Consider the following 14352-nt stretch of genomic DNA (forward strand, 5'->3'; position numbering starts at 1 on the left):
AGGATTCTAATTAGATTGAATTTATTACTATTTCTCCCTTTTTAAGTCCTGTACCAGTAACAGTTAATTTAATTTCTCCTGCGTTTTCTGTAGATTGAACTAATACTACCAATTTACCACTGAATAATTTCATGGTTGGCAAATGAAATAATTCTAGTGATGTTGCATCTCCATTACAAGCCGCTCTATAAGTGCCGCTTCCTTTGACTTCAAAATTAAGTTGATTGGTGGCTGTAGGACAAGGAACACCATTTTTATCTTCTACTGAAACCGTCACAAAAACTAAATCTTCTCCATTGGCTTTAATAGTTTTTACGTCAGAATCGAGAACGAGTCTATACGGTTCGTCTGCAGTTTTTATCTCTTTTTCTGCAGCAGGATTACCGTTATTGTCGAGTGCAACAACTTTTAAGGTTCCAGGCTCATATTTAACATCCATCCACATTAAACGATAACGGTTTTGTTTGGTATCGTTACTCTTTTTTTGGATGCCAAGACTTTTTCCGTTTAAAAACAATTCGGCACTATCATAGCTTGTGTACACAAAAACGGGTGTCGTTTCACCTTCACGACCTTCCCAATTCCAATGCGGTAAGATGTGAAGCGTTTCGTCTGTTTTGTTCCAACGACTTCGGTATAAATAATAGCGGTCTTTTGGTAAGCCAGCCAAATCGTTAATACCAAAGTACGAGCTGCGCGAAGGCCAAGCTTCGTCATAGGGTGTTGGTTCGCCCAAATAATCAAAACCCGTCCAAACAAATTCGCCAATAACCCAAGGTTTGTCATCTTGTAATACAAAATCATCATCAGGTAAATTGGACCAGCTGCAATATTCTAAATCGTAAGATGAGGATTGAAAATCTGGATAGGTTTTCATACTGGCAATTTCAACAGGAAATTTATAAACACCACGGGAACTTACCGTTGAAGCTGTTTCTGACCCTAACAGAAACCCTTGCGGAAAACGTTCATAAGCTTCTTCGTATAGGTGTACACGATAATTTAGGCCTGGGACATCCATGATGGCACCAAAACCTGATTCCATAACGGCTTTAACTTGATCCATACCAACCGTAACTGGGCGTGTAGGGTCTTCTCTGTGAAAAATATCCTGTAACCATTTAGCGCGTTTAACACCTTCGCTTCCCCATTGGTCAGGTACTTCGTTGCCAGAACTCCACATCACAATACTTGGGTGATTTCTTGTGGCTCTTACTAAATTAACAACATCCTTTTCAGCATACTCGTCAAAAAAGCGATTGTAACCATTCTCGACTTTTGGTTTTTTCCATTCGTCAAAGCTTTCAGCTAAAAACATAAATCCCATTTCATCACAAAGTTCTAGTTGTTCAAAAGAAGGCATGTTGTGTGCACTTCTAATGGCATTGCAACCCATATCCTTTAAGATTTTCAGCTGACGCCTTAAGGCAGAGATATTTACGGCCGTTCCAATTGGACCCAAATCGTGATGTAAGCAAACACCTTTAAACTTTCTAATTTCACCATTAAGGCTAAAGCCCGTTTTATGACTGTAATTTATAGTTCTAATACCAAAGCGTTGCGTGATTTCATCTTTTAGAATATCGCCTTTGTATAGTTTTAGAACAGCAGTATATAGGTAAGGTGTTTCAGGACTCCAAAGCTGTGGTTGATTTACTTTTATATTCACCTCAAAAGTGCTGTTAATAACCGTAGAGGTCTCTTTAGAATTAATTTTATGTCCATTTGCATCAAAAATATCAGTAACTAATTTTAAGTCAGTTCCTGAGACTTTGGTTTTGATATTAACTTTTGCTTCATCTTGCCTTACAGAAGGGGTTGTGATAAATGTTGACCAATGCTCAAAACTCTCCTTGTTCTTTAAAATAACTCTAACATTTCGGTATAATCCGGCACCAGGATACCACCTTGATGACTTTCCTACATTTGTGAGCTTTACGGCTAAAGTGTTTTTGGAAGTACCGTTAATGTATGCTGAGATATCAAAGTAGAAATAGCTGTATCCATATTTCCATTCGCCAATTTTTTCACCATTTAAAAAGATTTCAGGTTCGCTCATGGCACCTTCAAAAAGCAATAGTACCTTTTTTGTTTCGTCAAAGTTTTCAAGAGAAAACGTATTTCTATACCAGCCTTCACCAATATAGGGTAGAGCACCAGTTCTACCTGTTTTTTCAGTCGCAATTTCTTCACCATTTTGGATGATGGCAACCGTCTGCTTGTCTATGTTTTTATCAAAAGGGCCATAAATTGCCCAATCGTGCGGAACAGTTACATTTTGCCAATTTGAATCATCAAACGCTATTTTTGATGCATTTGGATGATGTCCTTTTTCAAATTTCCAACCTTTTTTCAATGTGATAACTTCTCTAGTTTGGTCTACTCTAGGTTCGGCACATTGCAAACAGATTAAAACTGAAAGTATGGAAACTAAAGAAATTCTAATTTTCATTTCTAAAATTAGTCGTTTAGGGAATTATTGTAAAACTGCATACCCAATGTTGCTTTACCCGTTTGATCAAAAAGTGTAGCATTGTCCCAATGTGAGCCTTGCGCCCAAAGTGTTGAGCAGCCTGTAGAAACCCAAGCAGGTTCCCAATAGACTAAACCTTGGCCACCAGCATTTTCTATAATTTGTTTGAGTTGATTGAGGTAATCTAACTGACCTTGCTGAGTAGCAGGGAATCCACCTGTTAAGGCGTCAGCTCCTAAAATGTTATTGGCACTATCCGCATTGTCTAATGTAAATGGATAGGCTGTTTCTACAATCATTAACTTCTTATTGTAGGTGTTTATTAATGTTGAAAGTGGTGTTTGCACTTCATTTAAATCGTAGTCCGACCAAATAGGATAATACGATAATCCAATCCAATCAAAATCGGTCACTCCATTTGATGTCGCTTGCTCAAACCACCACAAGCCATTTTCAGGTTGTGCAATATGGAGCATAATCTCGATGGTCTTATTTTTTGCTGTTGAAATAGCTCTTACAGCCTCAATACCTTTATTGATTAATGCCGAATTTCTTTCCCAATCTATGGGCCAGACCAGTTCCCCTTGTTGTAAAATCATTCCGTTGATTTCATTACCAACTTGTACAATATCTGGCAGTAAGTTATCATTAGATAATTGTTCTAAAGTGGTGTAAGTATAGTCGTAAACTAACTGACGGAGTACAGGTGTGTTGTTTATTTCATTAACCCAAGCCGCTGGAATTTCTTGTTTAGAAGGATCAGCCCAGGTATCACTGTAATGAAAATCCAAAAGTACTTTTAAACCTTTGGATTTGGCGCGTTGGATGGTTTCTTTAACATCGTTGTAATTGGAATAGTTAGTCCAATCTGGGTTGTGCCAAAGTCTCACTCGTACCAAATTTGCACCTTCATCCCTAAAAATTTGGTAAACATCTGTTACTGTTCCTTCGGAATCTTTATAAATGGCTCCACAATCTTCCATCTCATTAACATAGGACAAATCTGCACCGTAGTAAAACGAGATTGAGGTATCTTCTGAAGGAAGATCATTAGTATCTGAATTATTCTTTGAACATGAATTGACACCTAAAAGGCAAGATAAGAGAAATATAGTCGTAAAATAATTCACTGTTAATTTAGATTTTTTCATAAAAAAGCACACTTTATTGCTAAATTAATGAATTAATTTCTGTTGGTTAGTTGTCACCATATATCATTATCTATATTTGTTTGTCTTATCTTTTAAATATCTAGATTATGCAAATTTTAGCATTTGTTGCATTTACTGTTGTGGTAGCAGTTATTTCTTACCTAAAAACAAGATCCACAAAAGAATCTACTTTAGACGGCTATTTTCTTGGGGGAAGAAGCTTAACAGCTGGAGTTATTGCGGGTTCCTTGTTACTTACCAACCTTTCAACGGAACAGATTGTAGGATTGAATGGTTCGGCTTATCAAAGCGGTTTGTCGGTTATGGTATGGGAAACCCTTGCAGCCATAGCCATGGTTGTTACCGCTATTTATTTGCTGCCGCGATATTTAAAGGGGGGTATTACCACAGTCCCTCAATTTCTTCAAGACCGTTTTGATACCTCTACAAAGACAATCACATCTGGTCTGTTTCTTACAGGTTATGTTGTAGTCTTGTTACCCATAATTTTATATTCTGGATCTATTGCACTTAGTGGTATGTTTAATGTACCAGAGCTCTTAGGTGTGTCCAAATCTTCAGCCCTTAAGATATGTATTTGGGGAATAGGAATTGTAGGTTCTATTTATGCCATTTTTGGTGGTTTAAAGGCGGTAGCTGTTTCAGATTCTATTAATGCCATTGGTCTGCTTATTGGTGGGCTTTTGATTCCGATTTTTGGATTGTTGCTTATTGGGGACAATGACCTATTCAATGGACTTTCCATTTTAACTAATGAGAATCCAGAGAAATTTAAGTCTTTAGGAACCCAAACTGATCCTGTGCCGTTTCATACTATTTTTACGGGTATGATGCTGGTACAATTGTTTTATTGGGGCACGAATCAGCAAATCATTCAGAGAGCGCTTGGGGCTAAGAATTTAAAGGAGGGACAAAAGGGTATATTATTGGCATCATTTATTAAAATTCTAGGTCCAATTATAGTGGTTTTACCTGGCTTAATTGCGTATCACGTGTTTAAGAGTGACCTTACCAGTGCAGATGAAGCTTACCCAATGCTTGTAAAGAAAGTGTTACCTGATGCTTGGGTTGGATTTTTTGCTGCGGTATTATTTGGAGCTATTTTAAGTTCGTTCAATAGTGTCCTGAATAGTTCTGTAACGTTATTTGGCATGGACATTTACAAACAACATATCAATAAAGAGGCGAGTGACAAAAAAGTGGTGAGGTATGGAAAACTATTTGGGATAGTACTTGCGTTACTTGCTATGATTATAGCCCCTTTAATTGAAAAGGCGGGTAGCCTATTTGCATATTTGCAAGAGGTTAATGGGATCTACAGTATTCCTATTCTAACCATCATTGTTGTGGGCTATTTTACTAAGCGCGTACCAGCCATCGCTGCGAAAATTGGATTGGTTACTGGTTGTATATTATATATTTTAAGTCAATTTATTCTTCAGCCCTATTTTGTTGAAAAAGCTTTGAATAATGCCAAGCTTAATGGTAATATGACGTCAGAATCTGCACTGGCTTTGATCGAAGCAAAAGCTTATCCTCATTTTTTAGACGTTATGGCTATTCTTTTTGTTCTCAATATTATAATAATGCTTGTTGTTGGAAAACTTTATCCATTAAGTATACCATACAAGATTCAATACACTAAACAGGTAGATATTACCCCTTGGAAGTATGTAAATTTTGTAAGTATTGGCATAGTGTTAGTTGTTATAGCCATCTACATTTATTTTGCGTAGTTACCTTAAGAATGTAGATTCTAAATAGGACATATAAAAAAGGCTTCTCGATTTCGAGAAGCCTTTTTACTCCAATAACACTTAATAATTAGAGTTTGACTAACTTGGTGGTTTCGGTTTGCTTATTGCTATTTTCAATTTTAACAATATACATTCCAGTATTTAGTGTTGAAATATCAAAAGTGTCTGATTTGGTAAAGTCACCTTTAAATGCTTTAACCAATTTACCTGTAAGATCATAAATTTCAACATCAGAGACATTGGTATTAATACCAAAGCTTGATTGTGCTGGATTTGGATAAATGGTAAAGACTGAAAAATCTTCATCATTTATACTTAGAACACTTGAAGGTTGATTACCTAATATTCTAAATTGACCAGCTGGAATTGATAAAGATGGTGTCGAATTAGAAACTGTTGTATTACCCGTTGGGTCCATTAAATCGTACCAAGTGGTAGTTACACCACCTGGGAAATTGGTACTAATAGTTTGTGTGTTGACATCAAAATTTGCTAAAATGATAACATTTCTCAATTCAGTTGTTGGTATGGAACTGTCAAATATGTCTATTCTAGGAGTAAAGTCCCCTGAAGTTATTGTGTAATCACCTTCAAATACAGGTTCTTCTATTTTGAGTTTATGCAATTTAGACCAATCTTCATAGATCTGGCCACGAATAGCATCTGTTAACCAATTATTAACCCATTGTGGTTGAGGTTTGGTATCTAATTTACAATCACCATCATTGCCACCAGGTAAATTAACAGTACCATTGCTACATGTGAAGATTGAATTTTCCATGCCTAAATCTCCAAAATGCCATATCATTTTTGGTCCTGGAACCATTACAGAGACTGCTGCTAGTGCAGACATTCTAGATAAAGCTACATTTAAGTTCTGAACGTTATGAGATCCATTACTAGTATTACCAAACTGTAAGTTTTTATACATCAATCGTTCCTCATCATGGCTTTCTGGATATCCAAGAACTCTAGGGCCATCAAATGAAGCTCTAGACTTATGTCCAATTCCATTGATGTTTTTATTTCCGTTTTGCCCCATTGTCAATTCATTGTATGGATCTGTCATCTTACCCCACATCATAACTCCTTTACCTTCAGAGTATCTGTAATTAGCCCATTCCTTTTCTTCATTTTCACTTCCTAAATGCTCAAAAATCACATAATGATCAGGGTCTAAAGACCAGGAATAGTCAGCATATTGTTTTAAAATATCCACACGGTCTTGCTGATAGCTGTTCGTACAACCTTCATTACCAGGACTACAATTTTGTGTGAATCCTTTGGTTAAATCCCAACGGAACCCATCGATTTTAAAATCTTCAATCCAATGCTTTATAACACGTTCTACATAATTTTGGGTTCTCGGTGCTTGATGATTATAGTCGTATCCTACACTATAACTATGCGTAGCTTGTAAGTTGAAGTAGGGGTTTTGTGAGGTTGGATTTCCAAAGCCATTTCCATCTGGATCATCCATCCACATTCTTACCATCGGTGAGCGACCAAAGGCATGGTTTAAGACCAAATCTAAAATTACGGCAATACCATTTTGATGGCATAGGTCAATAAATTCACGTAGTTTGTCCTCTGTGCCGTAAAATTTGTCTAAAGCCATATGGTATGAAGTATTGTAACCCCAACTTTCATTGCCCTCAAACTCCATAACAGGCATGAGGTGAATGGCGTTTATATTTAAGTTTTTAAAATAATCGATTTTATCAATTAAATCTTGATAATTTCTGTCGGCATCAAAATCCCTAACTAAAACTTCATAAACTATTAAATCTTCCTTTTTTGGCTTATTAAAATCAGTAACTTGCCAGTTATATGGGGTTTGTCCAGTTTCTAAAACAGATACTTCAAAACCTTTGGCCATTTCTGGAAAAGCAGGAAGATTTGGATAAGTTGAAGCTGGTATCCACGGATCATCAAATTCTGATAAAATTAATGTTGAGTATGGATCTGCAACATAGACCATTGTTGGCGAATTTGTTGGTGGTGTTTTATCTCCAACCCAGTATTCGTATGTTTCGATTTGCCCAGGGGTAAGTCCTGTAATCTCCAGCCAGAATAAATTTCGTGAAAAATCACGTTTCATGGCATAACTCAAATCGGGCTGATAATTATTGAAGCTACCAGCAACATAAACAAAATCCTTCCCAGTGGCATAAAGTACCAAAATGGCTGTATTATCATCAATATAGTTAATACCTTCTTGGTAATCTTCAGTCATGAAACCTAAAATAGATCCAGGATCGACAATGACACTAAAACTCCTGGTAATTATTGTTCCGTCTAATACGGCAGTTAATTCATAGGTCGTATTAGTAGTGATGTTTGTATCAGTGAAGGAATAGTTATCAGTACTAGGATTGGTATCAATAACTGAACCGTTAGCTGTTAATGTGTAACTAGCATTACCACCAATATTGCTGGCTGCTATATCAAAATTGTCTCCCGAGTTTATAATGGTTGTATCTTGTGTCGGTGCACTTAGGCTGACTTGAAATGAGCCTACCTGAAAGATAAAATCCTGACATCCCGTAGCTTTATATTCTTGTGAACCATCTTCATTTCTAAACACCATTCCCATCTGAATAACATTAGAAACTTGTTGAGGTGTAAGGCCATAATAAGTTTCAGGAACTAATGTTATGGAATAAATACCACCACCTTCATTAGTCATTTCGCCAACACCATCATCTTGTCCCCAGTTACCCACAACGCTTATACCAAAAGCATTGGTTCCGTCACCAACACCAGAGTGCATGTAGACTTTGGTCGGATTACTAAAGCCGTTACAATCTGTAGCCGTACTGTTTGTATTTAAGGTTACTGTTATGCTTTCATTAACTTCAAATGGATTTGGAGTTATTGTCACCTGAGCAAAAGACGTAAGTATAAAGCCAATTAATAAAATAGATAAGTATAACTTTTTCATAATTATTTTTTTAAAAAAAGGCATGCCAATAAATTATTAAACATGCCTTTTGTTTTATCTCATAGAAACCATGAGAGTTTCTTAGAATTGTAATATAGAATATTCACCAGTATTAGTGTCTAACCATACTCTAGCTGGGCCAGCAGTAGAAGGAATATTATCACCATCTTGATCAATAATTCCATCTGCACCAGTGTCACCATAGTTTAGACCCCAATCATTGTTTGCTCTAAATTTAATTTCACCGTCAAGTAAAGTAACTATATCACCATAGAAGACTCCTTCTTGGATTTCAGTTAAGGCGAAATCATCACCTGCTCCACCCCAATCATTAAATCCTGAACCTACAACACCAAATACGCTGGCAGCATCATCAATAGTTACTGTTCCAGCATTTAAATCTAAAGTAATTAAATAGTGTCCTGCAGCAACAGCAATGTTGTCACCATCTTGATCTATAGTGCCATCAGCACCAGTATCACCATAATTTATTGCCCAATCGTTGTTGAAACGAATTTTCATTTCACCTGCCATTAGCCTTATACCTTTTTTGAAAGTATCAGTGGTGTAATCATAATAGAATTTGCCGTCAGGGCCAGCTCCACCCCAATCATTCCAAGCAGATCCAACAACTCCCCATGAATACTCTTCAATATCATAAGTCATGTTAGCTAAATCTACAGTAATTTTATAGTCACCTGCTGTTACAGCAATATTGTCACCATCTTGTACCAAGGTTCCACCAGAACCACCCCAGTTAGTTCCCCAGTCGTTGTTTAATCTAAATTTAATTTCACCGTCAACTAATGTTACGTAAGACACGAAAACGTCAGGTGTATCCGTGGTATAGAAATAGCCATCAGCGTATGCACCCCAATTATTGTAACCAGAACCAACAACACCCACTTCAGCAATCATTGCACCACCAGGACCTGCTCCAGTACTTTCTAATAGTTCTACGTTTAATACTAAAACGTCAGAAAATGCTTCTGTACCGCTACCTGTATCGCCAGGATAAGCTCTTAATCGTACAGAGAATGACCCCACGTTAGGAGCTGGAGTATCTGGATCGTTGTCTAAACCAGCTTCAGTAGCAACGGTCATCATTTGACCTATGGTCATTGCAATTTCATTTCCGATAGAAGAACTAACGACAACAGCATCAGTAAAATCTCCACTAACGGATCTCTGTAATTCATATGTGATGTTGGTAGGTGCACCAAAATCTGCACTACCCCAAGTAAAACGCTCACCTAAATTACCAGATGTAGCAGTGGATAAGATATAATTATCTTGTGTTGAGTTTGTAAATACAAAACCTTCTGGGTCTTGTGTTGTGAAAACAACGTCATCTTCAGTTTCACAACTGTTAAAACTTAATAAGGCAAAGATGAAAAGGCCTAAAATTGATATTTTTTTCATGATTATTTTAAGTGTTATTTTAATTAGTATCCTGGGTTTTGTTCTAAATTATTATTAATACCAAGGTCTGTTGCAGGTAATGGCATAACATCTCTAAATGATTCGGTAGTGGTACCTGATTGTACTCCACCTTTCCATTGCCATACACCATTATCAGAAAACTGATCAAAACGTATTAAATCAGTTCGTCTGTGTGCTTCCCAGTACAATTCTCTAGAACGCTCATCGATAATGAAATCTAATGTCAAATCTGCTTGTGAGATATTTCCACTCGTATCGCCATATGCTCTTACTCTTAGTTCGTTAATGTAATCAACTGCAGTACTTACAGAACCTCCGCCACCTCTAAGAACTGCTTCTGCATACATTAAGTAAGCATCAGCTAATCTAAACATAGGGAAATCGATATCTGTATGATCGCCTGTGGTGTCTGAACCAGGATTACCATTAACATCAACATTTCTGTACTTAGCAACAGCATAGCCGTCTGTAAAAGTTGCTACAGACATGATGTCTTTATTTTGACCATCTGTATATAGAAGCTCTCTACCATCAGCAGAATTTTCTTCACCAGGGAATTGCTCAACAAATGTAGGTGTAGTTCTTATACCAAACCAACCACCGTTAATTCCAAATTCAGCTGGATTCATTGAGCCTCCAACAGGAGCATGAGTCAAAAATGTCATACCTCCAAATGCTTGAGTTCTTAAACCATCAAAAGGAATTGTGAAAATAACCTCGTCTTGCGCTCCATTGGAGTCGTTATCAGCTAAGAAAGAATGGAAGTAAGGAATATCTGGAATAGAATACCCAGCTCCAATGATATTATTGGTGTAAGTAATAACATCTGCATATCTTGAGTTACCTGTGTATACCTCAGCATTGAGGTAAATTTTAGCCAGTAACATCCAAGCTGCTGCTCTATCTGCTCTTCCATATTCATTACTTCTTGGTGCAGCCATGTCGTCCACTATATCTAATAACTCTTCTTCAACGTAATTAAAAAGATCTTCACGTTGAATTTGTGGTGGTAAAAATGCACCGATTGGATCGTCCTCAGTGATAAATGGAGGATTAGCAAATAAATCCATAGCATGCCAATAGGTAAGGGCTCTCATAAAACGAGCTTCTGCTCTAAACGTCTGGATTTCCGCTCTCAATTCTTGAGAAACACCTCTGCCATCTAATTTACCATCTGTGGTTTGACGTAAAAATTCGTTACAAAGAGCCACTTGATACATGAGTCTACTGTACATGGTTCTGATGAACTCATTACCAGAAGTCCAAACTTGAGCATGTAAATCTTGGATAGTTCCATCATTCCATGCAATAAGTGCTTCATCAGTTGTTAACTCTTGCATTTTCCAATACAATCTTAGATAGTTAGAAAATCCTTCGTCTAAGCCGGCAAGGTCTGGTGAACCTGCAGGTCCTTCTTGGCCACTTAGTGAAATCCCAGCGTAAATTTTAGCTAAAAACTGCTTGTAAGCTTCAGGATCTTCAAACGCAGCATCACCAGTAAGACGCTCGTCTTCTGGTTGTAAATCTAATCGGTCTGCACAGGATTGCACAAAAAGTGCAATGGTGAAGACCAAAAAGATACTCTTAATTGTTCTTAACATCATAGCTTTGTTGTTTAAATATTTAGTTTTCATTTTTTTAGAATGTAAAGTTTAAGCCTAACACAATGTCGCGTGTTCTTGGGTAAAAGTTGTTCTCTATACCATTGCTTATTTCAGGGTCCAAACCGTCATACTCTGTAATAACAAATACATTCGTAGCTGTTAAAGACGTTCTTAACGTCATTTTTGAGAATGGAATGGTATAACCAAGCGAAATGTTATCTAACCTTACAAAGTCAGCTCTTTGTATGTATAAATCTGAGAATAACTCTTGATTAGTAAAGTTAGTACTTAAAAAGCTTGAGTGCGCATTTGCCTGGTAACCTGGTTGGTTAACCACAGCATTAACATTACCTCTGTCAGAAGCTACGTTGTTATATACATAGTTTCCAAAACTTCCTCTGAAGGTAAAGTTTAAATCAAAATTTCTATACCTGAAATTATTTGTAAATCCAATAAACGCATCAGGAGTTGCCTTTTTATAAGGTTGTCTATCTGCTTCAGTTATTTGGTTATCTCCGTTAACATCAACATAAGAACCTGCGATTGGGTTGCCATTGTCGTCATATACTTGTCTGAACACAAAGAAGGTTGTTGGATCATAACCAGGTCTTAGAATCTGAATTTGGTTACCAACACCACCTGAAATTCCACCAGTTGGTAATGTAAAGTTAGGATCATCACTTAAACTTAATTTGGTAATCTCAACATCTTGGAATGTTAGGTTAAAGTTTGTATCCCAACCAAAATTTTCCTTCTGTGCGATAATACCATTAAGACTAAATTCAATACCTCTACTTGTAGCTTCACCTACATTGGTAATTAAAAGGTCAGTTAGGTTTGCGCCTGCAGGAACTGGGACTCTAGATAATAAATCTTCAGTTTCTCTGTAATAAGCATCTACGGTACCCGTAAGTCTATTATTAAAGAAACCGAAATCTAAAGCGACGTTGTACTGTGTTGTTTCTTCCCATTTTAAATTCTCATCAAATCCTTCAGGACGTAATGTTTGAAAGAATATAGGGTCTCCGTTTGGAAGTGTTCCAAACTGAATGTTTGCTGCATTATTACGTGAAGGTGTATATACCCCCAAGTAACCGTAGTTTTGGCCTATTTCTTGCTGACCAGTAACACCCCATCCAGCTCTAAGTTTTAAGTTTGAAAAGAATGAATTTTCCATAAAACTTTCATTCATTAATTTCCAACCTACAGAGACACCAGGGAAAGATCCCCAACGGTTATCTTCGCTAAATCTTGAAGAACCATCACGTCTAAAACTTGCAGAAATCAAATATTTATCAGCAATATCAAAACTAGCTCTGGCAAAATAAGACTCTAGTGCATTTCTGTTAATGTCAGTATCCGTTAACGTTGTAGCAGATACCCTGTCTACAAAACTTTTTATGTAAAATTCCTGAAATGCATGACCTGCTGTAATATCTACTAACGTATTAATAGATTCAATATCTTTTTTGTAATTCAAATAAAAATCCAAAGAGGTATTTCGGTTTAGACCAGAAGATACTTCGTTGGTAGGTACTGCACCTGAATTGTTTGGATTGGCAGCTGAAAATTGATAACCGTTGTTTTCAGCATAATCAATACCAGCATTCAAATTAAATCGTAAGTCTCTTAAGAACCAGAATTTATAGTCTATGTTGAAATTAGAGATAACACGTTTTATTGTTTGTCTACTATTATAATTATTGTTATCGAGTAAGAATAATGGGTTAGCAGGTGCTAAATTAGCACTAGTTCCATATTGTGTATAATTACCATTTTCGTCAAAAACTGATTGAGTAGGATCAAACGCAACCGCCGCACCAATAGCGCCTTCGTTAGCATAGTCATACTCATCTTGAATAGCTTTTGTTACTAAAGTCAATTTTAAATCATTATTTAAAAATCGATGAACAAAAGAGGTGTTAATACCAGTTCTTTCATAAAGGTCATTTAGTGGGCCCTCTTGCGAAACATGATTCAAATTTACTCTGAAATTAAAACGCTCGTAACCTTTAGAAACGGTAATGTTGTGAATGGCACCTACACCAGTCGTGTAAATTTGGTCTTGCCAATCGGTATTAGCATTGCCTAAGGAGGCAACATCCCCACCATTATCCGTAACAACTTGTCTAAATTGGCTTGCATTTAAAACGTCAACGGTGTTAGTAACAGTTCGTGTTGATGCTTGAAGGCCATATTCAACTTTAAATGGCTGATTTGCACTACCTTTTTTCGTAGTAATTAAAATAACACCGTTAGATGCACGAGAACCATAAATTGCAGTTGCCGAGGCATCTTTAAGAACTACAAAGTCTTCGATATCAGCTGGGTTAATGGCGTTTAAGGCATTTCTACTTCCTTGCGCACCACCTCTCTGATCAATTGGTAATCCATCTATTACGATAAGCGGGTCATTCGTAGCACCAAAATTAGAACCTAAAGAAGCTCCTCCACGTATTCTAATTTCACCACCTTCACCAGCAGCACCACCACCTGTTGTAATACGTACACCAGCGGCTTTACCAGCAATAAGTTGCTGAGGTGCCACAATAGCACCACGGTTAAAGTCTTCATCACCGACCTTTTCAACTGCTCCGGTAGCATCTTGTTTAGTTGTAGAACCGTAACCGATAAGTACCACTTCATCCAATTGCGCGGCATCTTCTTCTAAGACAACGTCAATTGTAGATTGGCCTGTATAGGTTATTTCTTGAGTTTTGTAACCAACGTAAGAAATCACGATGATTTCTCCTTGATTTACTTCTAAGGTGTAATTACCATCAAAATCGGTAGAGGCACCTCTCGAAGTTCCTTTAACCAGTACATTAACACCTGGCAAAGGCATAGCGTTTGCTTTGTCTGTAACTGTACCTGAGACGGTCGATTGTGCCATTAGAGTGGCAGGTACCATAATCAAACAGAACAGTAAAGCATTTAAGAATGTTTTCATACAATGTTT

General features: G+C 37.0%; 7 protein-coding genes. 1 reads left to right on the plus strand and 6 read right to left on the minus strand.

Features of this window, described 5'->3' with window-relative positions; translation table 11 throughout:
- Window positions 1-10: 10 nt before the first annotated feature.
- Complete coding sequence (locus ACFQ1K_RS00795; RefSeq protein WP_320555733.1) at window positions 11-2452, minus strand: DUF4982 domain-containing protein; 2442 nt, start codon at window positions 2450-2452, stop codon at window positions 11-13.
- An 8-nt stretch (window positions 2453-2460) separates the two neighbouring features.
- The gene (locus ACFQ1K_RS00800; protein ID WP_320555732.1) at window positions 2461-3624 is read right to left on the minus strand and encodes a glycoside hydrolase family 53 protein; all 1164 of its coding nucleotides are present in this window, start codon (window positions 3622-3624) and stop codon (window positions 2461-2463) included.
- Window positions 3625-3731: 107 nt separating this feature from the next.
- Between ACFQ1K_RS00800 and ACFQ1K_RS00805 the strand changes: the two genes are divergently transcribed.
- Window positions 3732-5381: a solute:sodium symporter family transporter gene (locus tag ACFQ1K_RS00805; RefSeq protein ID WP_320555731.1), complete on the plus strand. Its 1650-nt coding sequence runs from the start codon at window positions 3732-3734 to the stop codon at window positions 5379-5381.
- 88 nt (window positions 5382-5469) lie between these two features.
- On the opposite strand, the gene ACFQ1K_RS00810 is transcribed toward ACFQ1K_RS00805, so the two are convergent.
- The 4 genes from ACFQ1K_RS00810 to ACFQ1K_RS00825 all read right to left on the minus strand — a co-directional run bounded on the left by ACFQ1K_RS00810 (window position 5470) and on the right by ACFQ1K_RS00825 (window position 14343).
- Window positions 5470-8346, minus strand: coding sequence for an alpha-amylase family glycosyl hydrolase (locus ACFQ1K_RS00810; RefSeq protein WP_320555730.1), 2877 nt, complete (start codon window positions 8344-8346; stop codon window positions 5470-5472).
- 81 nt (window positions 8347-8427) lie between these two features.
- Window positions 8428-9768: a SusE domain-containing protein gene (locus tag ACFQ1K_RS00815; protein ID WP_320555729.1), complete on the minus strand. Its 1341-nt coding sequence runs from the start codon at window positions 9766-9768 to the stop codon at window positions 8428-8430.
- 23 nt (window positions 9769-9791) lie between these two features.
- Window positions 9792-11390 (minus strand): RagB/SusD family nutrient uptake outer membrane protein, encoded by a 1599-nt coding sequence (locus ACFQ1K_RS00820; protein WP_386133758.1) that lies wholly within the window; start codon window positions 11388-11390, stop codon window positions 9792-9794.
- A 37-nt stretch (window positions 11391-11427) separates the two neighbouring features.
- Window positions 11428-14343: a SusC/RagA family TonB-linked outer membrane protein gene (locus ACFQ1K_RS00825; protein WP_320555727.1), complete on the minus strand. Its 2916-nt coding sequence runs from the start codon at window positions 14341-14343 to the stop codon at window positions 11428-11430.
- Window positions 14344-14352: the final 9 nt, after the last annotated feature.

This window comes from Winogradskyella aquimaris (assembly GCF_042676105.1).
Classification (GTDB): domain Bacteria; phylum Bacteroidota; class Bacteroidia; order Flavobacteriales; family Flavobacteriaceae; genus Winogradskyella; species Winogradskyella aquimaris.

Coding starts and splice junctions, on each gene's coding strand:
- ACFQ1K_RS00795 (WP_320555733.1), bottom strand. CDS start 2,452: ATGAAAATTAGAATTTCTTTAGTTTCCATACTTTCAGTTTTAATCTGT.
- ACFQ1K_RS00800 (WP_320555732.1), bottom strand. CDS start 3,624: ATGAAAAAATCTAAATTAACAGTGAATTATTTTACGACTATATTTCTC.
- ACFQ1K_RS00805 (WP_320555731.1), top strand. CDS start 3,732: ATGCAAATTTTAGCATTTGTTGCATTTACTGTTGTGGTAGCAGTTATT.
- ACFQ1K_RS00810 (WP_320555730.1), bottom strand. CDS start 8,346: ATGAAAAAGTTATACTTATCTATTTTATTAATTGGCTTTATACTTACG.
- ACFQ1K_RS00815 (WP_320555729.1), bottom strand. CDS start 9,768: ATGAAAAAAATATCAATTTTAGGCCTTTTCATCTTTGCCTTATTAAGT.
- ACFQ1K_RS00820 (WP_386133758.1), bottom strand. CDS start 11,390: ATGTTAAGAACAATTAAGAGTATCTTTTTGGTCTTCACCATTGCACTT.
- ACFQ1K_RS00825 (WP_320555727.1), bottom strand. CDS start 14,343: ATGAAAACATTCTTAAATGCTTTACTGTTCTGTTTGATTATGGTACCT.